This is a genomic window from Modestobacter italicus, from assembly GCF_019799965.1.
In the GTDB taxonomy this organism is placed as follows: Bacteria; Actinomycetota; Actinomycetes; order Mycobacteriales; family Geodermatophilaceae; genus Modestobacter; species Modestobacter italicus_A.
This window is the reverse complement of the sequence record NZ_JABGCJ010000010.1, coordinates 14,518-37,090: the sequence shown is the minus strand read 5'-3', so window position 1 is coordinate 37,090 and position 22,573 is coordinate 14,518. Positions and strand designations below refer to the sequence as shown.

Sequence of the window (22,573 nt, the reverse complement as noted above, 5' to 3'; positions counted from 1 at the left end):
GCAGTCAGCGCAGGTCGGCGACGCGGGCGAAGGCGGCCCGAGCGCGCTCCCGCCGCTCCTCGTACACCGCGCCGACCAGCAACAGGACGATGCCCGCGGCGGCCACCGCGAGCAAGCCGGGCAGCGGGAGGTACACGGTCAGCCGGCCGACCGCGGCCGCGGCGAGGGCGACGGCACCCACGACGAGCGGTGCCTGCACCCCCCAGCGGGCGCCGGCGGTGGCCACCAGCGTGGCGGCGACCAGCAGCAGCACCAACCGGGTGAGCTCGGGCTCGGTGACGGCGTGCCAGGTCGACGGGGTGAAGGCGACGACAAGGCCCGGTCCCCAGGCCGGCCAGGAGGCGCCGGTGGACAGCCGTCGTCCTGAGTACAGCCACAGCACGACAGCGGCAGGCAGCGTGTAGGCCTCCGGCACCTCGACCCCCGCGGACCCGGCAGCCAGCCAGGCGGCGAGCACCAGGCCGACGCAGCCGCCGGCGCGGGACGGCGCCCGGCCGGTGACGGTGCCGTGCCCGAGGAAGGCCACGCCCACCACGGCCAGGCCCGCGGCCAGCCCGGTGGCGTCCCCGGCGCGCGCCAGGTGCGCGAGGCCTGCGACGGCGACGGCGGCGGCGGTCCACGCCAGCGGCACCTCGGTGCGGTGCCGGCGCAGCGCGGTGGCGCCGGCCAGCGCGAGCACGCAGAGCCCGACGAGCAGCGGGCCGGCCCACCCGGGGGAGAGGCTGCCGTCGGCCTCGGCGAACAGCACCGCGGCGGCCAGGCAGACCACCGCGACCGGCAGGGCGCCGGGCCGGTCGGCCGGCTGCCGGGCCGCCACGATCACGGCCGGGACGGCGGCCGCCGCGAGCAGCGCGGCCAGCGCGGACCAGTGCCCGGAGCCGAACAGCTGGACGACGGCGAGCCCGGTGAGCACCGCCGAGGTGGCCAGACCGGCCGGGCGGAGCAGTGCGGTGGGCCTGGGGGAGGCCACCGTGCCCACCACCGCGGCGAGCACCAGCCCCAGGTAGCCGCTGGCCATCACGCCTCCCGGCCCGGCGGCCTGCAGCACCCCGGACACCGCCGCGCCGGCGACCGAGCCGGCCAGGACCGGGACCGCGGCCCGTGGCCCGAGCAACGGCCGGAGGTCCCGGCGGCGGCGCAGGGCGAGCAGCCCGCCGGCCGCGGCCAGCATGAGCGCCCCTGGCAGCAGCGCGGTGCCCACCGACTCCGTCGTCCACACCAGGGCGGAGCCCTCGACGACCCCGGTGGACCACCAGGCCGCGGTGGTCACCAGGGCCAGCACCGCCGCGGCCCGGCGGACGACGAGGGTGACCAGCACCCCGGTGACGGCGGTGGCGAGCACGACGGCGGAGTGCGGGGAGAGCGACAGGCTGGAACCGGTGAGGCCGCTGAGCACCGCGCACTGCACGGCCGACCAGGCAGCGACCGGCCAGGTCAGGGTTGTGCGGGCGATGAGGGCCAGCACGGTGAAGACCGGGGCCAGCAGGGCCAGCAGCACCGCCGCCGCGCTGCCGTCGCCGGCCGACCACGCGCCGACGGCGGCGAGCACCACCGCGGCCGAGGCGAGCGCCTCCTCACTGCTGCGCAGCCCCCGGCGGGCGGCGCGCAGCGACCCCGCCGTGGCGGCCGCGGTCAGCAGCGTCACCACCAGCAGGCCGGCCGGCGAGCCCGCGTCGGTCAGCGAGGCGGTGCCGGCCGCCACCACGGCGACCACGCCGGCGCCCAGCAGCACCTGCTGGGGCGCCACGTCCGCCCCGCCGGTCTCCGCCGGCGCCGGGGGTGGCTGGACCGGGCGGTCCAACGGTGGCGGGTAGTCGACCTCCGGCGTCGGCACGGTGGTCCTCCTCCCGGCTGCGGTTGCTCCCCGCCACGCTACGGGCGGGTGCGGTCGCCCGCGGGGTGGACGGTGAGGACCCTCACGGCGAGGACCTGGACGGCGATGACGTGGAGGTCACCCGGGAAAGGGGTCGGAGGATCGCCGTCGAGCGCCTATCCTGGGACCAGTGATCACGACGACCGGCCTCGAACTGCGCGCCGGCGCCCGGATCCTCATCAGCGACGCCGATCTGCGGGTCCAGCCCGGTGACCGCATCGGGCTGGTCGGGCGCAACGGTGCCGGCAAGACCACCACCCTCACCACCCTCGCCGGCGAGCGCGTGCCGCACGCCGGCAAGGTCGAGGTCAGCGGTGAGCTGGGCTACCTCCCGCAGGACCCGCGCAGCGGCGACCTCGACATCACCGCCAGCGACCGCGTGCTCTCCGGCCGCGGGCTCGACGTCCTCAAGGCACAGCTGACCAAGGCACAGATCGCCATGGCCGAGCCGGCCGACGACGCCGAGCAGGACCGCGCCGTCCGGCTGTACGGGCGGCTGGAGGACCAGTTCGCCGCGCTCGGCGGGTACGCCGCGGAGAGCGACGCGGCTCGGATCTGCACCAACCTCGGTCTGCCCGACCGGGTGCTGCAGCAGCCGCTGCGCACGCTCTCCGGTGGCCAGCGCCGCCGCGTCGAGCTGGCCCGGATCCTCTTCTCCGACGCCGACACCCTGCTGCTCGACGAGCCGACCAACCACCTGGATGCCGACTCGATCGTCTGGCTCAAGGGGTTCCTCGCCAGCCACCGCGCCGGGCTGATCGTGATCAGCCACGACGTCGAGCTGCTGGAGGCCGTGGTCAACAAGGTGTGGCACCTGGACGCCAACCGGGCCACCGTCGACGTCTACAACCTCGGCTGGAAGCGGTACCTGGACGCCCGGGAGACCGACGAGCGCCGCCGCCGCTCCGAGCGGGCCAACGCCGAGAAGAAGATCGACGCGCTGACCGCCCAGGCGGACAAGATGCGCGCGAAGGCCACCAAGGCCAAGGCCGCGCAGAGCATGGACAAGCGCGCCCAGCGGCTGGCCGCTGGCCTGGCCGAGGTGCGGGTGCAGGACAAGGTCGCCAAGCTGCGCTTCCCGACCCCGGCACCGTGCGGCCGCACCCCGCTCACCGCGGAGGGCCTGTCCAAGAGCTACGGCTCGCTGGAGATCTTCACCGGCGTCGACCTGGCCATCGACAAGGGCACCCGGGTCGTCGTCCTCGGGTTCAACGGCGCGGGCAAGACCACGCTGCTGCGGATGCTCGCCGGCACCGAGACCCCGGACACCGGTGAGGTGAAGGCCGGGCACGGGCTGCGGGTGGGCTACTACGCCCAGGAGCACGAGACGCTGGACATGGACCGGACGCTGCTGGAGAACATGCGCTCGGCGGCCCCGGACTCCACCGACACCGAGCTTCGCCGGATCCTCGGGGCGTTCCTCTTCTCCGGGGAGACGGTCGACCAGCGCACCGGCACGCTCTCCGGTGGTGAGCGCACCCGGCTGGCGATGGCCACGCTGGTCATCTCCGGCGCGAACGTGCTGCTGCTCGACGAGCCGACCAACAACCTCGACCCGGCCAGCCGGGAGCAGGTGCTCGAGGCGCTGCGCACCTACCAGGGCGCGATCGTGCTGGTCACCCACGACGAGGGTGCGGTCACCGCGCTCGACCCGGACAAGGTGATCATCCTGCCCGACGGCACCGAGGACACCTGGAGCGCCGACTTCGCCGACCTGGTGTCGCTGGCCTAGTCGCACGCGCGCCGCCGATCGGCTGCGCACGTCCGATCTGCGGTGGCCGACCCCCGGTCCCTGGGTGATCATGGCGAGTGGGACGCCGTGGTCACCGGGACCGCGGCGCCGGGGGATCAGCGGGCAACGTCGGCTTCAGTCGGCAGGACCCCTGACACGGAGGGGAGTCATGGCCGACTCGAGCACTGCGGACCTGAGCAAGGGCAAGCGGATCACCGGCGACGACAGGTCGTCGCTGGCCGACGAACTGCGGGAGCGGTACGACAACGGCGAGAGCATCCGCTCGCTGGCCACCTCGACCAACCGCTCCTACGGGTTCGTCCACCGTCTGCTGTCGGAGTCGGGGGCCACGCTGCGCGGGCGGGGCGGAGCGAACCGGAACGCCAAGAAGTCTGCGTGACCGGCCAGCACGACGGATGGGTGAGGACGGCGCGGGACGGCGCCGTCCTCACCGTCACCCTCGACCGGGCCGACCAGCTCAACGCACAGACCCCGGAGACCTGGGCGGCGCTGCGCGCGGTCGGTGAGTCGCTGGACGAGCAGGTGCGGGTGGTCGTCGTCCGCGGTGCGGGCCGGGCCTTCTCCGCCGGCCTGGACCGCACGCTGTTCAGCGCCGAGCCCGGGGTCGCCGGCGGGCTGGGGGAGCTGGGCGCGATGCCCGCCGAGCTCGCTCAGGAGCGCATCCGCGGCTACCAGGCCGGGTTCCGCTGGCTCCGCTCACCGGGGATCGTCTCGATCGCCGCCGTCCAGGGGCACGCGATCGGCGCCGGCGCGCAGCTGGCCCTCGCCTGCGACCTGCGGGTGTTCACCGAGGACGCCCAGCTGCGGCTGCCCGAGACGACACTGGGTCTGGTGCCCGACCTGACCGGCACCAGCACCCTGGTCGAGCTGGTCGGCTACAGCCGCGCGGTGGAGATCTGCCTGACCGGCCGGGCGGTGGGCGCGGCCGAGGCGGTGTCGACCGGGCTGGCCAACGTCGCCGTCCCGGCCGACCAGCTGGACGCGACGGTCGCCGAGCTGACCGCGGCGCTGCTCGGACCGGACGCCGACGCCAGCCGGGAGACCCTGGCTCTGCTCCGCTCAGCCGTGCGGAACCGCCCCGACGTGCAGGACGCCGCCGAGCGGGCGGCCCAGGTGCGCCGGCTGGGCGCACTCGCCGGCCGCTGAGGAACAAGCGCCGCCGCCCCTGGGTTGTCCGGCACGATTACGCCGTTACATCTCACGCGGCGGACTGCGGGAAGGCGGTGAGCCGGTGGACGGCTCGATGACCTCCATGGCCGCGATGCGGTCGTTCAGTCGCGACTCCTCGGTCACCGCCCGGGAGATCCCCAAGGGCACGGTCCGCCGGATCCTCGGCATCGCCCGGCCCTACCGCCGCGAGCTGACCGGCTTCCTGTCGCTGGTGGTCTTCTCCTCGGTGATCGGCGTGGTCACCCCGCTGCTGGCCGGCGACATCGTCAACCGCATCGCCGGGCTGGAGGGCACCGCCGGCGACATCGTGCGGATCGCGCTCTTCATCGCCGGGCTGGCCGTGCTCGACGCTGCCAGCTCGCTGGCCCAGCGCTGGTACTCGGCGAAGATCGGCGAGGGGGTCATCTACGACCTGCGCGCCCGGGTGTTCGGCCACGTGCAGCAGATGCCGGTCGCCTTCTTCACCCGCACCCAGACCGGCGCGCTGGTCAGCCGGCTCAACAACGACGTGATCGGTGCCCAGCGGGCGTTCACCTCGACCTTGTCCGGCGTCGTCTCCAACGTGATCGCGCTGGTGCTCACCGCCGGGGTGATGCTCACCCTCTCCTGGCAGATCACCCTGCTCTCGATGGCGATGGTGCCGCTGTTCGTCGTACCGGCCCAGCGGGTCGGCAAGCGGCTGCAGACGATCACCCGGGAGTCCTACGGGCTCAACGCGTCGATGAACGCCACGATGACCGAGCGGTTCAACGTCGCCGGCGCGCTGCTGGTGAAGCTGTTCGGCCGCCCCGAGGCCGAGGCGGAGTCCTTCCGCGGACGGGCCGCCCGGGTGCGCGACATCGGCGTGCTGTCGGCGATGTACGGCCGGGCCTTCTTCACCGCGCTCACCCTCGTCGCCGCGCTGGCCACCGCGCTGGTCTACGGCCTCGGCGGGTGGCTGGCCTTCACGGGGTCGCTGTCCGCCGGTGACGTCGTCGCCCTGGCGCTGCTGCTCACCCGGCTCTACGGGCCGCTGACCGCGCTGGCCAACGTGCGGGTCGACGTGATGAGCGCACTGGTCAGCTTCGACCGGGTGTTCGAGGTGCTCGACCTCCAGCCGATGATCGCCGAGGCCCCCGACGCCGTCCCGGTCCCGGCCGACGACCGGTCGATCGAGTTCGACGCGGTCTCCTTCAGCTACCCGGCCGCCGCCGACGTGTCCCTGGCCTCGCTGGAGGACGTCGCCGTCCCCGAGCACGGCGCGCCGGCCGAGGTGCTGCACGAGGTCTCCTTCCGTGCCGAGCCCGGGCAGCTGGTCGCGCTGGTGGGCACCTCGGGGGCGGGGAAGTCGACCATCGCCGCGCTGGTGTCCCGGCTCTACGACGTCACCGGCGGCGCGGTGCGGGTCGGCGGGGTCGACGTCCGGCAGGCGACCAGTGCGTCGCTGCGGGACGCGATCGGTGTGGTCAGCCAGGACTCCCACCTGTTCCACGACACCATCGGGGCCAACCTGCGGTACGCCAAGCCCGACGCCACCGAGGAGGAGCTGTGGGCGGCGCTCACCGGGGCGCGGATCGCCGCCCTGGTGCACTCGCTGCCCGACGGGCTGGACACCGTGGTCGGTGACCGCGGGTATCGGATGTCGGGCGGGGAGAAGCAGCGGCTGGCGATCGCCCGGGTGCTGCTCAAGGCGCCGGGCATCGTGATCCTGGACGAGGCGACGGCGCACCTGGACAGCGAGTCGGAGGTGGCGGTGCAGCACGCGCTGGACGCCGCACTGGCCGGCCGGACGTCGCTGGTCATCGCGCACCGGCTGTCGACGATCCGCGGCGCCGACCAGATCCTGGTGGTCGACGACGGCCGGATCGTCGAGCGCGGCACCCATGAGGAGCTGCTGGCCGCCGGCGGCCACTACGCCGACCTGTACCGCACCCAGTTCGCCCCGGCCCCCGGCGAGCGGTCGGTCCAGGTCGGCTGAGGGACGGCGCGGGGTCGGCGGGCGGCGGGGCGGGCGCACTACCGTCACTCCTGACCCACTCGCACCACGCCGCAGGAGCAGTCCCTTGAGCGCAGGCCATCCGCAGGACACCCAGATCCGGGCCCTCTACGCCCGCTTCCTCGCGGGGTGGAACCAGCGCAGCGGTGTCTCGGTGTCCTCCGTGTTCGCCGACGACGGCGAGATCATCGACTTCGACGGCACGCTGCGCAGCGGCCGGCTGAGCATCGCCGCCGACATGCGCCGGATGTTCAGCGAGCACCAGACGCCCACGTTCGTCGGTGTCGTGCGCTCCGTGCGCAAGCTCACCGACGGCGTCGCGGTGCTGCACGCGGTGGCCGGGATGGTGCCGCCCGGTGCGGACGCCGTCGACCCGGCGCTGCACACCGTGCACGTGCTCACCGCCGTGGAGGACGGCGGGCGGTGGAAGGTCGCCGTCCTGCAGAGCACCCCGGCCCGCTACGGCGGCCGGAGCGATGCGCTCGCCGCCCTGACCGCCGAGCTGGAGGCCGCCCGGTGACGATGCTGACCCCGGCCGACCGGCTGCCGGCGGACGCCGTCCTGCTCGACGTCCGGTGGCAGCTGGGTCGCACCGACGGCCGCGAGCAGTACCTGGCCGGCCACCTGCCGGGCGCGGTCTTCGTCGACCTGCCCACTGAGCTGTCCGCCGAGCCGTCCGCCGCCGAGGGGCGGCACCCGCTCCCGTCGTTACAGGCACTGCAGTCAGCCGTACGGCGGTGGGGCATCTCGGCCGGGTCGCGCGTCGTCGTCTACGACGCCTCCGGTGGGCTGGCCGCCGCCCGGGCCTGGTGGCTGCTGCGCTGGGGTGGCCTCACGGACGTGACCATCCTGGACGGCGGGCTCGCCGCCTGGACCGGCCCGCTGGAGACCGGCGACGTCGAGCCCGAGCCCGGCGACGTCACACTGCCCGGCGGCGGAATGCCGGTGCTGACCGCGGACGAGGCGGCCGGGCTGCCGGCCGCCGGTGGGGTCCTGCTCGACGCCCGGGCCGGCGAGCGCTTCCGTGGCGAGGTGGAGCCGGTCGACGCGCGGGCCGGCCACGTGCCGGGCGCGGTCAGCGCGCCGACCGCCGACAACCTGGACGGCGAGGGCCGCTTCGCTACAGCCGCTGTACTCACCGAGCGTTTCGCCCGGCTCGGCGTCCAGCCGGGGACGGCGGTCGGCGTGTACTGCGGCTCGGGCGTCACCGCCGCCCACGAGGTCGCCGCCCTCGCCGAGGCCGGCATCGAGGCAGCGCTGTGGCCCGGCTCCTGGTCCCAGTGGTCCGCCGACCCGACCCGCCCCGTCGCCACCGGCCCCTGAGCCCCGCCCGTGCGGCCATGTCGGCGAGCATGGCCGCACGGGTGCTTCCGGGCCCGGCCATGTTGGCCAACATGGCCGGCTGGGTCAGGCGGTCGCGGCCACGTCACGGATGAACTGGGCCGACCGTTCACGCAGCTCGGTGATCCGCCGGGCCACCACCTGGTCGGCGACCGCCTCGATGCCGTCGCCGGACTCGGCGCTGGTCGGTGGCCGGCGCACGTTGCGCGAGCAGGAGAAGTCCTCACAGATCAGCGTGCCGATGGTGTTGCCGGCCCGCCCGGACCCGCCGCCGCGACGGGCGACGTACAGGGTGGCCCCCACCGAGGCGAGGTCACGGCACCAGCTGCACATCGCCGACCGCCGCCGTCCGCTGGCCGGGGCGGGGCTGGCGCGCAGCAGGACACCGGCGGGCGTGCCGTCCAGCTCCAGGACGACGTAGGCGGACAGCGGCGCCTTCCGGTCGCGCCAGCCCAGCAGGTCCATGCGATCCCACGGCAGGTCGGTGAGGTCGGGGAGGACCGCTTGGGTCACCTCGCGGCGGGAGGCGTTGACGAAGGAGGCACGGATCTGCTTCTCGGTCAGGGGGTTCATCGGTGCTCGGCTTCCAGTCGATCGGGAGCCGCCGGCCATGCGCGTGCGTGGACGCGCGTCGGGGCCCGGTCGATCGGGTCACCGGCACGGCGGGCGGCAGGGTGGTGGAGGCGGTGCGTCCACCCGCCACCGGTCGCACGCCGGCACACACGTCCCGCCGGTGGGCAGGACGTGGGGTCAGGACGTGAGGTCAGCGGCGCCGGACGCAGGTCCGGCTCGGGGTCGTGCAGGCCACGACGGCCACCCCGCAACCCGCGGCTCCACTGCGCACCCGCTCGCTCCTCGCTCCCGACGGCGGCCCACTGGCCGACGCACCCACGGTAGGCCCGTGGGTCAACCGCTTTCCGGTCGCGTCGGCGCGGTCAGGCCCGAGGAGGTGTCTCCGGCTGCGCCGTCTCCTGGTGGTGGGTGCGCAGGGCGTTCAGCACGGCCCGGTTGACCACGGAGTACAGCAGGAAGAAGAAGGCGGCGACGAGCACCACCCAGAGGGCGGCGCCGGAGAACGACAGCATGGCGAGCGACCCTAGTGGGCCGCAGCTGCTCCTGAGCGCGTTGACGCGAGTGCCGCGTCGTAGCGGTCGAGCAGGACGGCGGCGATCCGCTCGTCGGGCAGCAGCGGTGCCGTGACCCCATCGGCGCCGGCGCCCTGGAGCTTGTCGTGGAAGTGCCCCGGCGCCAGGAGGTAGGCCGCGACCACCACGCGCTCGGCGCCGGCCTGCCGGGCCGCGGCCACCGCGTCGGGCACGGTGGGCTTCGCGGCCGATCCGTAGCCGGTGGTCACCGGGCCGGCCCAGTCGCGCTGCAGCAGGTCGGCGGTGCTCTGCACGTCGGCCACCGAGCGGGGATCACTGGAACCGGCGGCGGCGAGCACGATCGCGGTCAGCGGGTCGCCGGGGTCGGTGCCGGCCTCGCGCAGCCGGTCGGTGAGCACCGCGGCCAGCCGCGGGTCCGGGCCGAGTGGCCGGGCTGCGACGGCGCCCGGGTGCGCGCCGACCGCGCCGGCGATGTCGACGTGCACGTGGTACCCGCCGGACAGCAGCAGTGGGACGACGACCGCCGGGGTGCCGGCGTCGGCCAGCCCCTGGACGACGTCGACCACGGTGGGCGGCTGGACGTCGACGAACGCGGCGGTGGTGCGGATGCCGGGCCGCTGGGCGCGGGCAGCCAGGGCGAGCTCGGCGATCAGCCGCCGTCCGGTCGGGTTGCGGGTGCCGTGCGCACAGGCGACGAGCACCGGTTGTGCGCTCATCGTCGCTCCTCCGGTCGGTGAGCGACCACCAGCGCACAACGGCGGGGGTGCATCACAGGGCGCGGGTGATGCCGCCGTCGACCGTCAGCATCGTGCCGGTGACGTAGGAGGCGGCGGGGGAGAGGGCGAAGGCGGCGACGGCGCCGAACTCCGCGGGACGGCCGACCCGGCGCAGCGGGATCGACTCCTCGGTGCGCGCCCGCATCGCGGCGGCGTCCCCGGAGGCGGCCTCGATCTCGGCGATCCGGTCGGTGGCGATGGTGCCGGGCAGCAGCCCGAACACCCGGATGCCGCGTGGGCCGAGTTCGTCGGCCAGCGCCTTGGTGGTCATCGCCAGCCCGGGCCGCAGCCCGTTGGAGATGGCCAGGTGGCCGATCGGCTGGCGCACCGAGGTGGACAGCACCAGCCCGATGGCGGCGTCGGCCGACAGGTGGGGGACGAGCGCCCGGATCAGCCGCAGCGGCCCGAGCAGCACGCTCTCCACCCCGGCCCGCCAGGCGTCCTCGGACACCTCCAGCACGCTGCCCGGCGCCGGCCCGCCGACGGAGACGAGCGCGCCGTCCACCCGGCCGAGCCGGTCGACGGCCGCGCCGACCAGCTCCTGGGCAGCGCCCTCATCGGCCAGGTCGGCCGCCAGGCCGGACGCCGACGGCGCCCCGCCGAGCGAGGCGACCGCCGCGTCGACGGACTCCGGGGACCGGGAGCTGATCAGCACCCGGGCCCCGTCCGCGACGAGGGCCTGGGCGGTCGCGAACCCCAGCCCCCGGCTCGCGCCGGTGAGCAGGAGCCCGCGACCACCCAGGCCCAGGTCCATCAGGCGGAGACGGAACCGCGCAGGGAGCGCAGCACGTACTGCATGATCCCGCCGTTGCGGTAGTAGTTCGCCTCACCGGGGGTGTCGATCCGGACGCGGGCGTCGAACTCGACGTCCCCGGCCTTGACCTTCACCGTGCGCGGGATCGAGCCGTCGTTCAGCTCGGTGATCCCGGTGATGGTGAACTCCTCGTCGCCGGTCAGGCCGAGGGACTCCCGGTTCTGGCCCTCGGGGAACTGCAGCGGCAGGACGCCCATGCCGATCAGGTTCGACCGGTGGATGCGCTCGTAGCTCTCGGCGATGACCGCCTTGACGCCCAGCAGCGCCGTCCCCTTGGCCGCCCAGTCGCGGGAGGAGCCGGAGCCGTACTCCTTGCCGGCCAGCACGACCAGCGGGATGCCCTGCGCCTGGTAGGCCTGCGAGGCGTCGTAGATCGACGTGGTCTCGCCGGTCAGGTGGTTCTTGGTGACGCCGCCCTCGGTGCCGGGCACCAGCTGGTTGCGCAGCCGGATGTTGGCGAAGGTGCCGCGGATCATCACCTCGTGGTTGCCGCGGCGGGACCCGTAGGAGTTGAAGTCGCGGCGCTCGATGCCGTGCTCCTGCAGGTACTTCCCGGCCGGGCTGTCGGCCTTGATCGAGCCGGCCGGCGAGATGTGGTCGGTGGTCACCGAGTCACCCAGCACCGCCAGGGTGCGGGCGCCGGTGATGTCCTGAACCGGGGCCGGCTCGGCCGGCATGCCGTCGAAGTACGGGGGCTTCCGGACGTAGGTGCTCTCGGCGTCCCAGGCGAAGGTGTCACCGGTCGGCGTCGGCAGGTTCTGCCACTGCTCGGTGCCGGCGAACACGTCCTGGTAGCTGTCCCCGAACTGCTCGGCGGAGACCGCCTCGTCGATGACCCGCTGCACCTCGTGCGGCGAGGGCCAGATGTCGCGCAGGTAGACGTCCTGCCCGTCGGTGCCCTTGCCCAGCGGCTCCGTCGTCAGGTCCAGGTCCATCGTCCCGGCGAGCGCGTAGGCGATCACCAGCGGCGGGGACGCCAGGTAGTTCATCTTGACGTCGGGGTTGATCCGGCCCTCGAAGTTGCGGTTGCCCGACAGCACAGAGACGACGGCGAGGTCGGCCTCGTTGACCGCCTTGCTGACCGGCTCCGGGAGCGGGCCGGAGTTGCCGATGCAGGTGGTGCAGCCGTAGCCGACCAGGTAGAAGCCGAGCTTCTCCAGGTAGGGGGTGAGCTGGGACTTCTCGTAGTAGTCGGTGACGACCTTGGACCCGGGGGCCAGCGTCGTCTTCACCCACGGCTTGGTGGTCAGGCCCCGCTCGACGGCGTTCTTGGCCAGCAGTGCGGCGCCGATCATGACCGAGGGGTTGGAGGTGTTGGTGCAGGAGGTGATCGCGGCGATCACCACGTGCCCGTGGTCGACGAAGGTCTCGGTGCCGTCCTCCATCACCACCCGGGTGGGCTTGGAGGTGCGGCCGCTGTTCGCGCCGGTGACGGCGGCGTGCGGCTTGCCGGCCTCGCCGTTGCCGTGCGCGAACGGGCTGACCGGGTCCGAGGCCGGGAACGACTCGGCCGAGGCCTCGTCGACGGCGGACTCGACGCCGTAGGGCTGCTCGTTGGACGGGACGCCTGGCTTGCGGTCCTCGCCGCCCACCTCGTCGTCGGCCACGTAGGCCGGCAGCGCCTCGCGCCAGGCCTCCTTGGCGTCGGTCATCGCGACCCGGTCCTGCGGGCGCTTCGGGCCGGCGATGGAGGGGACGACGGTGGCGAGGTCGAGCTCGAGGTACTCGGAGAACACCGGCTCGCGGGTGTCGTCGTGCCACAGGCCCTGGGCCTTGGCGTAGGCCTCGACCAGCGCGATCTGCTCCGGCGACCGGCCGGTGAGCTCCAGGTAGGTGATCGTCTCGCCGTCGATCGGGAAGATCGCCGCGGTCGAGCCGAACTCCGGGCTCATGTTGCCGATGGTGGCGCGGTTGGCCAGCGGGACGGCGGAGACGCCGGCGCCGTAGAACTCGACGAACTTCCCGACCACACCGTGCTGGCGCAGCATCTCGGTGATGGTCAGCACCAGGTCGGTCGCGGTCGCGCCGTCGGGCAGCTGGCCGGTCAGCTTGAAGCCGACCACGCGGGGGATGAGCATCGAGACGGGCTGGCCGAGCATGGCGGCCTCGGCCTCGATGCCGCCGACGCCCCAGCCCAGCACGCCCAGGCCGTTGACCATGGTGGTGTGCGAGTCGGTGCCGACGCAGGTGTCGGGGTAGGCCAGGGTGCGGTCACCCTCCTTGCGCGGGAAGACCACGCGGGCCAGGTGCTCGATGTTGACCTGGTGCACGATGCCGGTGCCCGGGGGGACGACCTTGAAGTCGTCGAAGGCGCCCTGGCCCCAGCGGAGGAACTGGTAGCGCTCGCCGTTGCGCTCGTACTCGATCTCCACGTTGCGGGAGAAGGAGTCGCGGGTGCCGAAGACGTCGGCGATCACCGAGTGGTCGATGACCAGCTCCGCGGGCGCGAGCGGGTTGATCTTCTGCGGGTCGCCGCCGAGGTCTGCCATCGCCTCGCGCATGGTGGCGAGGTCGACGATGCAGGGGACGCCGGTGAAGTCCTGCATCACCACGCGCGCCGGGGTGAACTGGATCTCCTGGTCCGGCTCCGCGGACGGGTCCCAGTTCGCCAGCGCACGGATGTGGTCGGCGGTGATGTTCGCGCCGTCCTCGGTGCGGAGGAGGTTCTCCAGCAGGACCTTCAAGCTGAAGGGCAGCTTGTCTGCGCCCTCCACCGCGTCGAGCCGGAAGATGTCGTACTCGGTGCCGTCGACGTCGAGCGTCTGCCGGGCTCCGAAGCTGTCCTTGCTGGCTGCCACTGCTTGCGCCTCACCCTCGCTGGTCCTGCGCGCGTCCTGCGCCTCGATGTGCCACCCCCGATCATCCCAGCTCCGATCGGGTCCTGCGGAGCAAGGCCACCCTTCCCTCACCCTCAGTGAGCAGGCTCACCGGTCTCGGCGCGGAGGGCACGCCTTGCCCACCCGGCCACCGCAGCCCCAGGCGCCGCGGACCGCGGCGGGCGGCGCTCGGATAGTCCCCGGTCAGCCCGGTGTCCCTCCGGCTTCGCCCGTCATGACGGGCACGGCGACGACGCCTCCCCGGTCGGCCTCGGACACCCTGCCGACCGACGCCCCGCCACGCTCCGCATGGTCCGGGTGCTGGCGCCGCGGCTGGTCGGCGTCGTGGCCCGGGCGTTCCGCGGGCCCGCCGCGCTGGGCTGCTGCCTAGCCTGGGGGAGTGCTGCTCCCCGACTGGCTGACCGGTGCCCACCGGATCTGCGTGCTCACCGGCGCGGGGATCTCCACCGACAGCGGCGTCCCCGACTACCGGGGGCCACAGGGCGTCTGGACCCGGGACCCGGAGGCCGAGAAGCTGGTCACCCTGTCCTGGTACCTGCGCGACCCGGAGATCCGCCGGCGCTCGTGGCTCATGCGCCGCGACGTGGTCACCGCCGCGCCGATGCCCAACCCCGGGCACGCGGCGCTCGCCGACCTGCAGCGGCAGGGCCGGCTGCGCGCGCTGCTGACCCAGAACGTCGACGGGCTGCACCAGGCGGCCGGGTCGACCGGGGTGCTGGAGCTGCACGGCACGGTGCACACCGTCGAGTGCACCGGCTGCGGTGCCCGGTTCCCGACCCCGGACGTGCTGGCCCGGGTGGACGCCGGCGAGCCCGACCCGGCGTGCCCGGTCTGCGGTGGGGTGCTGAAGACGGCGACGGTCTACTTCGAGCAGGCGCTGGACCCCGACGTGCTGGACGCCGCCGCGCAGGCCGCGGCCGACTGCGACGTGTTCCTGGCGGTCGGCACCTCCCTCGGCGTGTACCCGGCGGCCGGCCTGGTCGAGGTGGCCGCCGCGCACGGCGCCCGGGTGGTGATCGTGAACGCCGAGCCGACGCCCTACGACGGGCTCGCCGACCTGGTCGTGCGGGAGCCGATCAGCGCGGCGCTGCCCCGGTTGCTCGCCGCGGGGAGCTGACGAGCCGCTCGCGGGCCGCGCCGGTTAACGTGACGGCGACCACACCCCGCGGACCCGGGAGCCGGCATGCGCGTGCCCTTGACCACCCGTGACTTCCTCGACCGGGCGGAGCTCGTCTACGGCGACCGGGTCGGCATGGTCGACGAGCCCGCCCAGCCCGCGCCGTCCCTGGGGCAGCTGAGCTACCGAGAGCTCGCCCGCCGGGCCCGGGCGGTGCAGGCCGGGCTGGACGCCCTGGGCATCGGCGAGGGCGAGCGGGTGGCGGTGGTCAGCCACAACTCGGCCCGGCTGCTCGAGCTGCTCTACGCCGTCCCGTCGTCCGGGCGGGTGCTGGTGCCGGTGAACTTCCGGCTGCAGCCGGGCGAGGTCGACTACATCGTCGAGCACTCCGGTGCGCGCGTGCTGCTGGTCGACCCCGAACTGGAGCAGGCGCTGTCCGGGGTGACCGCCGAGCACCGCTTCACCCTCGGCGAGGAGTACGAGACCGGGCTGCTGCGTCCCGGCGGTGAGCCGCGGCCGTGGGCCGAACCGGACGAGGACGCCACCGCCACGATCAACTACACCAGCGGGACGACGGCGCGGCCCAAGGGCGTGCAGCTCACCCACCGCAACGTGTGGCTGAACGCGGTCACCTTCGGCATGCACATGCAGGTCAGCGACCGCGACGTCTACCTGCACACGCTGCCGATGTTCCACTGCAACGGCTGGGGGCTGCTCTACACCGCGGCCGGGGTGGGGGCCACGCAGGTCGCGCTGCGCAAGGTGGACGGCGGGGAGATCCTCCGCCGGGTCGAGGAGCACGGCGTCACGCTGATGGCCGGGGCGCCCGCGGTGTGGAACGCGGTGCTCGAGGCCGCCGCCGACTGGGACGGCCCGGTGCCCGGCCGGGACCGGGTGCGGATCGTCGTCGCCGGGGCGCCGCCGCCCTCGCGCACGATCGCCCGGGTGGAGGAGGAGCTGGGCTGGGAGTTCAACCAGATCTACGGCCTCACCGAGACCTCGCCGCTGCTCACCGTCAACCGGCCGCGCGCCGAGTACGACGGCCTGGACCCGCAGGCCCGGGCCAGGGCGCTGTCCCGGGCCGGGGTGCCGGCGCTGGGCACCCGGATCAGCACCAGCGAGTCCGGTGAGGTGCTGGCGCAGGGCAACACCGTGCTGGCCGGCTACTGGGACAACCCCGACGCGACCGCCGAGGCGCTGGACGGCGGCTGGTTCCACACCGGGGACGGCGGCACGGTCGACGAGGCCGGCTTCCTCACCATCTCCGACCGCAAGAAGGACGTGATCATCACCGGCGGGGAGAACGTCTCCTCGATCGAGGTGGAGGACGCCGTCTTCAGCCACCCCGCCGTCGCCGAGGTCGCGGTGATCGGCGTCCCGGACGAGCGGTGGGGCGAGATGGTCACCGCCCTGGTCGTCCTGGCCGAGGGCGCCTCCGCCACGGAGGCGGAGGTCATCGCGCACTGCCGGACGACGCTGGCCGGCTACAAGGTGCCCAAGCGGGTCGAGTTCCGCGAGGCCATCCCGCGCACCGCCACCGGCAAGATCCAGAAGTTCAAGCTGCGCGAGTCGTTCTGGGAGGGCTCCGAGCGCCGCGTGAACTAGACGGGCCTCTCCTGCCGTGGCCTGGCCCCCGGACGGGGCCGGGCTGTTCACCCTGCGTGCCTGCCGGCCTCACCCCGGAGGGTGAGGTGGCTCCGCGTGCCCTCAGTCGTTCACCCGATCCGGTCGACGTCCCCCGTGAGAGCACACCCCGACGGGTGTGCCGGGACTGGTCGAGACCGGCGCCGCCGAAACACCCTGGCGCCGGGCAACGGAGGAGCAGGCACAGTGCGCGCACAGGTCGGGACGCAGGTCGGTACGGGACATCGGGCGGGGGCTCGACGGGCCCGTCGGTGGGTGCACCGTCTCGTCGCCGCAGCGGTGGTGACCGCCGCCTGTCTGGTGACCGCCCCGGGGACGGCCTCGGCGCGACCGGTCGCCCCCAGTGACGCCCAGCTCAGCCAGGCCCAGCAGGCCCAGCAGGCGGCCGCCGCCCAGGTCGGCCAGCTCACCGCCGCCCTGGCGCAGGCGCAGTCGGCCGCGGCGAGCGCCGCCGCGGCCGCCGACATCGCGCTGCAGGACTACGAGGAGAAGCAGGCCGCCTGGGAGGAGGCGCGCGTCGCCGCCGAGGCCGCCGCCGCTGCCGCGGCGCAGGCCCAGGCCGAGCTGCAGGTCGGCCAGGACGAGGTCGTCGCCTTCGCCCGGGACAGCTACATGCAGGGCAGCACCTCCGCCGGTGCGCGGGCGTTCATGACCGCCGGAGGCCCAGCGGAGCTGATGGAGCGGGCAGCGCTGCTGGAGACGGTGGGGGAGCACCGGGTCGACGTCGTCGCCCAGCTGACCGTGCTGCAGGAGCAGGCCTCCGCCGCGGACGCCACCGCGCAGCAGACCGTCGTGCAGGCCGACACCCTCAAGGCCGAGTCGGCCACGCTGCTGGCCGAGGCGCAGGAGCAGAAGGTGGCGGCCCTGGTGCAGGCCGACACGCTGGCCGTGCAGCAGGTCGAGATGCAGGAGCAGCTCGAGGTCGCCCAGCAGACCCTCTACGGCCTGGAGGGCGCCCGCGAGGCCGCCGCGGCCTACGCCGCGCAGCAGGCGGCTGCCGCTCCGCCGGCCGTCTCCACCACGCCGCGTTCGAACTCCGGCTCGTCCGGCTCCGGTTCGTCCAACTCCGGCTCGTCGAACTCGGGCTCGTCGAACTCCGGGAGCGGTGGCTCCAGCCGGCCGGCCCCCGCGCCGGCCCCGGCGCCCGCGCCGCCGGCCGACACCACCGCCGGGACGCCGTCCGGGTCGGTGGTGCAGACCGCGATCGCCGCGGCCAAGACGCAGCTCGGCGTCGCCTACTCGTGGGGCGGCGGGGGCAGCAACGGGCCCAGCTACGGCATCTCCCCGGACACCGGGGTGTGGGGATTCGACTGCTCGGGGCTGACCCAGTACGCCTACGCCCGCGCCGGGATCTCCATCGGCGGGACCAGCCGGGCCCAGTGGTCGCAGTTCAGCCACCGCACCGTGGCCCGCGACGACCTTCAGGCCGGGGACCTGGTGTTCTGGGCCAGCGGCAGCAACTACAACTCGATCTACCACGTCGCCCTGTACCTCGGCGGTGGCAAGGTCATCCAGGCGCCGCAGAGCAACGACGTCGTCCGGATCAGCTCGATGTGGTTCGGCAACGACTACTTCGGTGCCGTGCGCCCCACGGGCTGAGGCGGGACGCGCCCTCGGCACACTCGGCGTGGGGTGCGGGAGGGGGCTTGGGCGTCGGGCAGCCACGGGGGGAGCTGCCCGACGCGACGCACACGCTAGCAGTCCGCCCACCGTCCCGGCAGTCCCCGACGGAGCGCCCTGACGAGTGTCGCAGCGGGTGTCGTGACCGGTGCTCTGGCAGGGGTCATGGCGGGGGTCCGGCGGCCCCGTCGGCGGGTGCGCGGGCCGCGGGGTGCGGTCCTCCGGCAACGGTGGCCGGCACAGCCAGGTGTAGGACACTGGCGCCGTGACCGCTGCCGGCAGCTCGCCCGTATCCGCACAGCCCACCCCACCGTCGGTCGACGCAGCGCGACTGGAGCGCGCGCTGTTCGAGGTCAAGCGCGTGATCGTCGGTCAGGACCGGCTGGTCGAGCGGATGATGGTCGGCCTGCTCGCCCGCGGCCACGTGCTGCTGGAGGGTGTGCCCGGCGTGGCCAAGACCCTCGCCGTGGAGACGCTGGCCACCGTGGTGGGCGGCCGATTCTCCCGGCTGCAGTTCACCCCCGACCTGGTGCCCGCCGACATCCTCGGCACCCGGATCTACAAGGCCGGGCAGGACGCCTTCGACACCGAGCTCGGCCCGGTGTTCGCCAACTTCGTGCTCGCCGACGAGATCAACCGGGCGCCGGCGAAGGTGCAGTCGGCGCTGCTGGAGGTCATGGCCGAGCGGCAGGTCTCCATCGGCGGGGTGTCGCACAAGCTGCCCGACCCGTTCCTGGTGCTCGCCACGCAGAACCCGATCGAGAACGAGGGCGTCTACCCGCTGCCCGAGGCCCAGCGCGACCGCTTCCTGCTCAAGGTGCTCGTCGACTACCCGACGCCGGAGGAGGAGCGGGAGATCATCTACCGGATGGGCTCGACCCCGCCGAGCGCGGAGACGGTGCTCGGCCCGGACGACGTCCGGAGGCTGCAGCGCACCGCCTCGGAGGTGTTCGTGCACCACGCGCTGGTCGACTACGTCGTCCGGCTGGTGGTGGCCACCCGCGCGCCCCGCGAGCACGGCATGGACGACGTCGCCAGCTGGGTCTCCTACGGCGCCAGCCCGCGCGCCTCGCTGGGGCTGATCGCCGCCAGCCGGGCGCTGGCGCTGATCCGGGGGCGGGACTACGTGCTGCCCCAGGACGTGCTGGACGTGACCGCCGACGTGCTGCGGCACCGGCTGGTGCTCTCCTACGACGCGCTCGCCGACGGCGTGCCGGCCGACCACATCGTCCGGCGGGTGCTGGAGAGCGTGCCGCTGCCGCAGGTCACGCCGCGGCAGCGGGCCGGCGGCTACGGCCCGGGCAACCCGGGCGGCCCGATGGTGCCCGGCTTCGGCGGCCCCGGCTACGGCCCGCCGCAGGGGATGCCGCAGCCGAACGGGATGCCGCACAACGGTGCGCCGCAGCAGCCGAACGGGGCGCCGCCGCAGAACGGCGGCCGGCCCGACGGCGGCCCCGGGCCGCACGCGGGATGACCGAGGGCAGCTCGGCGGTGGACGCCGGGGCGAACGGGGCGCCGCCGCACTTCGGACCGGGCAGCAACGCCCCGGTGCTGCTGCGCCGGCTGGAGCTCACCGTGCGCCGCCGGCTGGACGGGCTGCTGCAGGGCGACCACCTCGGCCTGGTCCCCGGCTCGGGCAGCGAGGCCGGCGACTCTCGCAGCTACCACCCCGGGGACGACGTCCGGCGGATGGACTGGCCGGTGACCGCGCGTACCCAGGTGCCGCACGTCCGGGAGACGATCGCCGACCGGGAGCTGGAGACCTGGGTGGTGCTGGACCTGTCGGCCAGCCTGGACTTCGGCACGGCGAACTGCGAGAAGCGCGACCTGGCGATCGCCGGGTTGGCCGCGGTCAGCCACCTCACCGTGCGGGGCGGCAACCGGCTGGGCGCGATCGTGACCACCGGCGAGCGGGTCGACCGCTACCCGGCCGCGCCGGGCCGGCTGGCCGCCGACCGGCTGCTGCGCCAGGTCGTCGCGACGCCGCGGGCCGGCAGCGGTCGCCGTGGTGACCTGGCCGCCGCGTTGGAGTCGCTGCGCCGTCCGCCGCGCCGCCGCGGGCTGGTCGTGGCGATCTCGGACTTCCTGGGGGAGGCCGACTGGGAACGGCCGCTGCGCGGACTCTCGCCCCGGCACGACCTGCTGGCGATCGAGGTGGTCGACCCCCGGGAGCTGGAGCTGGCCGACGTCGGCCTGCTCACCGTGGTCGACCCGGAGAGCGGCCAGACGCTGGAGGTGCCCACCGGCAACGCCGAGGTGCGCCGCCGGTTCGCCGAGGGTGCTGCTGCCCAGCGCCGCGAGGTCGCCGCGGCGTTGCGCCGGGCGGGTGCGGGCCACTTGCGACTGCAGACCGACCGCGACTGGCTGACCGACGTCGTCGGTTACGTCGCGCACCGCCGGCGCGCCGGCAACGGAGGGGCTTCCCGATGACGTTCCAGTCGCCCTGGTGGCTGTTCGCGTTGCTGGCGGTGGTCGCCGTCGTCGCGCTGTACGTGGTGCTGCAGCTGCGCCGCGCGCGGTACGCCGCCCGGTTCACCAACGTGGCGCTGCTCGGCACGCTGGTCCCCAAGCGGGCCGGCTGGCGCCGGCACGTCGCCTTCGGCCTGGTCGCCCTGGGCCTGGGCGTGCTGGTGGTCTCGCTGGCCCAGCCGAGCACCGAGGTCCGGGTGCCTCGCGAGCGGGCCACGGTGATCATGGCCGTGGACGTCTCGCTGTCCATGCGCGCCACCGACGTGGAGCCCGACCGGTTCGAGGCGATGCAGCAGGCCGCGCAGGAGTTCGTCGAGGTGCTGCCCGAACGGATCAACCTCGGGCTGGTGTCCTTCGCCGGGACGGCGACCACGCTGGTCACCCCGACCACCGAACGCGAGGAGGTGGCCACCGCGATCAGGAACCTGGAGCTCGCGGAGGCGACCGCGATCGGGGACGCGGTGTTCACCTCGTTGACCGCGATCACCAACTTCCAGGCCAGCCTGGAGGCGCAGGGCGAGGAGCTGCCGCCGGCCCGGATCGTGCTGCTGTCCGACGGCTACAGCACCGTGGGCCGGGACGAGACCCAGGCGATCGACGCGGCCAACGCCGCGCAGGTGCCGGTCTCGACCATCGCGTTCGGCACCGACTACGGGACGCTGGACCTCAACGGCGAGCGGGTGCCGGTGCCGGTCGACCGCGCGACGCTGGAGCAGATCGCCGACGAGACCGGCGGCAGCTACAGCGAGGCGGCCACCGTCGCCGAGCTGGAGGAGGTCTACGAGGACCTGGGCAGCCAGATCGGCTACACCACCGAGCCGCAGGACATCAGCCCGTGGTTCGTCCGCGGTGGGCTGCTGTTCGCCGTCCTCGGCGTGATCGCCTCGCTGCTCTGGACCAACCGGCTGCTGTGACGCCCCTCCCCGCGGCAGGGGAGGGGCGCCGGCGTCAGCGGCTGGGGTCGAGGGTGAGCTTGCCGGTGGTGCGGCGGGCGAGGAGGTCCTGGTGCGCCTCGCGGACGGCGGTCAGCGGGTAGCGGCCGCCGTCGATGGGGCGCAGGTCGCCGGCCGCGGTGAGCGCGAGCAGGTCGGTCATCGCGTCGTCCATCATCTGCGGCCGGGTCATGCAGTGCGCCAGCCAGAAGCCGATGACCGCCCGGCTGGTGCCCATCAACGCGGGGACGCTGGCCGAGGCCGGGGCCTCACGCCCGGCCATCCCGTAGGCGGCCAGCCGGCCGAACGGGGCCAGCGCCGACAGCGAGCCGGTGAACACGTTGCCGCCGGTCATCTCCAGCACGATGTCCACCTTCTTCCCGCCGTTGGCCTCGCGGAGGGCGGCGGTGAAGGTCTTCGGGTCGTCCTCGGCCAGCGCCGGGTCGACGGTGGCGTCCGCGCCCAGGGACTCGGCAAGCTGGCGCTTCTCCGGGCTGGAGGCGGTGGCGATGACCCGGCCCGCGCCCCAGTGCTTGGCCAGCTGGATCGCCAGCGTGCCCACCCCGCCGGCGCCGGCGATGACGACGACGGACTCGCCGGGGGAGAGGTGGGTGGAGGTGCGCAACAGGTGCCAGGCGGTGGCGCCCTGCAGGACGACGGCCAGCGCCTGCTCGTCGCTCACCCCATCGGGCACCGGCCAGGTCAGCCGCGGGTGCGCGGCGACCTTCTGGGCGTACCCGCCGCCAGGCAGCAGGCCGACCACCCGCTGGCCGCCGCCGGCCGGGGTGCCGACGAACTCCGCGCCCGGGATCAGCGGGAGCTGCTGCTTGGCCAGGTAGCTGTCCTCGGTCTGGTGTGTGTCCGCAAAATTGACGCCGGACGAGCTGATGTCGAAGAGTGTCTGGCCTTCGGCGGGGACGGGGTCGGGGAGGTCGACGATGTCCAACACCTCGGGGCCACCGAAGCGGGTGATCTGCACTGATCGCATGGCGGTCAGGCTATGGCCTGTGTGCCCGGCGGTCGGCCGTGCTCCAGACGGTGAGCAGCCGGGGTAGCAGGCGGCGGCTGTACCGAGCGGCTGGAGTCACCGGCCACAGCCCGAGGGCTGGGACCCCGAGCAGTGCACGGGTGCCGGTGAGGCCAGGA

The 22,573-nt window shown here is 74.2% G+C and carries 19 protein-coding genes; 12 read left to right on the top strand and 7 right to left on the bottom strand.

Annotation, left to right across the window (positions count from 1 at the left end):
- Nucleotides 1–4: 4 nt before the first annotated feature.
- Nucleotides 5–1,834 carry an SCO7613 C-terminal domain-containing membrane protein gene (locus HLA93_RS19280; RefSeq protein ID WP_222196068.1) on the bottom strand — a complete coding sequence of 610 codons (1,830 nt, stop codon included), beginning with the start codon at nucleotides 1,832–1,834 and terminating at the stop codon, nucleotides 5–7.
- A gap of 169 nt (nucleotides 1,835–2,003) precedes the next feature.
- Between HLA93_RS19280 and HLA93_RS19275 the strand changes: the two genes are divergently transcribed.
- From HLA93_RS19275 to HLA93_RS19250, 6 genes are all read left to right on the top strand, one after another.
- Complete coding sequence (locus HLA93_RS19275) at nucleotides 2,004–3,605, top strand: ABC-F family ATP-binding cassette domain-containing protein (RefSeq protein ID WP_222196067.1); 1,602 nt, start codon at nucleotides 2,004–2,006, stop codon at nucleotides 3,603–3,605.
- Between the two features lie 169 nt (nucleotides 3,606–3,774).
- Nucleotides 3,775–4,005 carry a helix-turn-helix domain-containing protein gene (locus tag HLA93_RS19270; RefSeq protein WP_222196066.1) on the top strand — a complete coding sequence of 77 codons (231 nt, stop codon included), beginning with the start codon at nucleotides 3,775–3,777 and terminating at the stop codon, nucleotides 4,003–4,005.
- A complete protein-coding gene (locus HLA93_RS19265) occupies nucleotides 4,002–4,772 on the top strand; it encodes an enoyl-CoA hydratase/isomerase family protein (protein ID WP_222196065.1) in 771 nt (256 codons plus the stop codon). Before HLA93_RS19270 ends, HLA93_RS19265 begins: the two co-directional genes overlap by 4 nt.
- An 85-nt stretch (nucleotides 4,773–4,857) precedes the next feature.
- A complete protein-coding gene (locus HLA93_RS19260) occupies nucleotides 4,858–6,753 on the top strand; it encodes an ABC transporter ATP-binding protein (RefSeq protein WP_222196064.1) in 1,896 nt (631 codons plus the stop codon).
- Between the two features lie 85 nt (nucleotides 6,754–6,838).
- Nucleotides 6,839–7,291 carry an SgcJ/EcaC family oxidoreductase gene (locus tag HLA93_RS19255; protein WP_222196063.1) on the top strand — a complete coding sequence of 151 codons (453 nt, stop codon included), beginning with the start codon at nucleotides 6,839–6,841 and terminating at the stop codon, nucleotides 7,289–7,291.
- A gap of 2 nt (nucleotides 7,292–7,293) precedes the next feature.
- Complete coding sequence (locus HLA93_RS19250; RefSeq protein ID WP_246627140.1) at nucleotides 7,294–8,094, top strand: sulfurtransferase; 801 nt, start codon at nucleotides 7,294–7,296, stop codon at nucleotides 8,092–8,094.
- Nucleotides 8,095–8,178: 84 nt separating this feature from the next.
- Here the strand turns inward: HLA93_RS19250 and HLA93_RS19245 are convergent, their stop codons facing one another.
- The 5 genes from HLA93_RS19245 to HLA93_RS19225 form a co-directional block, all read right to left on the bottom strand.
- Nucleotides 8,179–8,685, bottom strand: coding sequence for an FBP domain-containing protein (locus HLA93_RS19245; protein WP_222196061.1), 507 nt, complete (start codon nucleotides 8,683–8,685; stop codon nucleotides 8,179–8,181).
- Between the two features lie 362 nt (nucleotides 8,686–9,047).
- Complete coding sequence (locus tag HLA93_RS19240; protein WP_222196060.1) at nucleotides 9,048–9,197, bottom strand: hypothetical protein; 150 nt, start codon at nucleotides 9,195–9,197, stop codon at nucleotides 9,048–9,050.
- Between the two features lie 11 nt (nucleotides 9,198–9,208).
- Entirely contained in the window at nucleotides 9,209–9,934 is a 726-nt protein-coding gene (locus HLA93_RS19235) for a sirohydrochlorin chelatase (protein ID WP_222196059.1), read from the bottom strand.
- 52 nt (nucleotides 9,935–9,986) lie between these two features.
- Nucleotides 9,987–10,748 (bottom strand): SDR family oxidoreductase, encoded by a 762-nt coding sequence (locus tag HLA93_RS19230; RefSeq protein WP_222196058.1) that lies wholly within the window; start codon nucleotides 10,746–10,748, stop codon nucleotides 9,987–9,989.
- Nucleotides 10,748–13,606 (bottom strand): aconitate hydratase, encoded by a 2,859-nt coding sequence (locus HLA93_RS19225; RefSeq protein ID WP_222196057.1) that lies wholly within the window; start codon nucleotides 13,604–13,606, stop codon nucleotides 10,748–10,750. Before HLA93_RS19225 ends, HLA93_RS19230 begins: the two co-directional genes overlap by 1 nt.
- 418 nt (nucleotides 13,607–14,024) lie before the next feature.
- Between HLA93_RS19225 and HLA93_RS19220 the strand changes: the two genes are divergently transcribed.
- The 6 genes from HLA93_RS19220 (at nucleotide 14,025) to HLA93_RS19195 (ending at nucleotide 21,409) form a co-directional block, all read left to right on the top strand.
- Complete coding sequence (locus HLA93_RS19220; protein WP_222196056.1) at nucleotides 14,025–14,762, top strand: SIR2 family NAD-dependent protein deacylase; 738 nt, start codon at nucleotides 14,025–14,027, stop codon at nucleotides 14,760–14,762.
- 66 nt (nucleotides 14,763–14,828) lie between these two features.
- On the top strand, nucleotides 14,829–16,367 hold the full coding sequence (locus HLA93_RS19215; RefSeq protein WP_222196055.1) for an AMP-binding protein: 1,539 nt from the start codon (nucleotides 14,829–14,831) through the stop codon (nucleotides 16,365–16,367).
- 294 nt (nucleotides 16,368–16,661) lie between these two features.
- Nucleotides 16,662–18,005 carry a C40 family peptidase gene (locus tag HLA93_RS19210; RefSeq protein ID WP_308128241.1) on the top strand — a complete coding sequence of 448 codons (1,344 nt, stop codon included), beginning with the start codon at nucleotides 16,662–16,664 and terminating at the stop codon, nucleotides 18,003–18,005.
- A gap of 286 nt (nucleotides 18,006–18,291) precedes the next feature.
- Nucleotides 18,292–19,500 carry a MoxR family ATPase gene (locus tag HLA93_RS19205; protein WP_308128240.1) on the top strand — a complete coding sequence of 403 codons (1,209 nt, stop codon included), beginning with the start codon at nucleotides 18,292–18,294 and terminating at the stop codon, nucleotides 19,498–19,500.
- Nucleotides 19,497–20,456, top strand: coding sequence for a DUF58 domain-containing protein (locus HLA93_RS19200; RefSeq protein WP_222196054.1), 960 nt, complete (start codon nucleotides 19,497–19,499; stop codon nucleotides 20,454–20,456). The genes HLA93_RS19205 and HLA93_RS19200 overlap by 4 nt, the downstream gene beginning before the upstream one ends.
- Nucleotides 20,453–21,409 (top strand): VWA domain-containing protein, encoded by a 957-nt coding sequence (locus HLA93_RS19195; RefSeq protein ID WP_222196053.1) that lies wholly within the window; start codon nucleotides 20,453–20,455, stop codon nucleotides 21,407–21,409. The genes HLA93_RS19200 and HLA93_RS19195 overlap by 4 nt, the downstream gene beginning before the upstream one ends.
- Nucleotides 21,410–21,443: 34 nt before the next feature.
- Here HLA93_RS19195 and HLA93_RS19190 read toward each other — a convergent pair whose 3' ends face one another.
- Nucleotides 21,444–22,415: a quinone oxidoreductase family protein gene (locus HLA93_RS19190; protein WP_222196052.1), complete on the bottom strand. Its 972-nt coding sequence runs from the start codon at nucleotides 22,413–22,415 to the stop codon at nucleotides 21,444–21,446.
- Nucleotides 22,416–22,573: the final 158 nt, after the last annotated feature.

Bases quoted from the DNA above. Each gene is read 5' to 3' on its own strand.
- HLA93_RS19270 (WP_222196066.1), top strand. From the start codon at position 3,775: ATGGCCGACTCGAGCACTGCGGACCTGAGCAAGGGCAAGCGGATCACC.
- HLA93_RS19250 (WP_246627140.1), top strand. From the start codon at position 7,294: ATGCTGACCCCGGCCGACCGGCTGCCGGCGGACGCCGTCCTGCTCGAC.
- HLA93_RS19245 (WP_222196061.1), bottom strand. From the start codon at position 8,685: ATGAACCCCCTGACCGAGAAGCAGATCCGTGCCTCCTTCGTCAACGCC.
- HLA93_RS19240 (WP_222196060.1), bottom strand. From the start codon at position 9,197: ATGCTGTCGTTCTCCGGCGCCGCCCTCTGGGTGGTGCTCGTCGCCGCC.
- HLA93_RS19235 (WP_222196059.1), bottom strand. From the start codon at position 9,934: ATGAGCGCACAACCGGTGCTCGTCGCCTGTGCGCACGGCACCCGCAAC.
- HLA93_RS19230 (WP_222196058.1), bottom strand. From the start codon at position 10,748: ATGGACCTGGGCCTGGGTGGTCGCGGGCTCCTGCTCACCGGCGCGAGC.
- HLA93_RS19215 (WP_222196055.1), top strand. From the start codon at position 14,829: ATGCGCGTGCCCTTGACCACCCGTGACTTCCTCGACCGGGCGGAGCTC.
- HLA93_RS19200 (WP_222196054.1), top strand. From the start codon at position 19,497: ATGACCGAGGGCAGCTCGGCGGTGGACGCCGGGGCGAACGGGGCGCCG.
- HLA93_RS19195 (WP_222196053.1), top strand. From the start codon at position 20,453: ATGACGTTCCAGTCGCCCTGGTGGCTGTTCGCGTTGCTGGCGGTGGTC.
- HLA93_RS19190 (WP_222196052.1), bottom strand. From the start codon at position 22,415: ATGCGATCAGTGCAGATCACCCGCTTCGGTGGCCCCGAGGTGTTGGAC.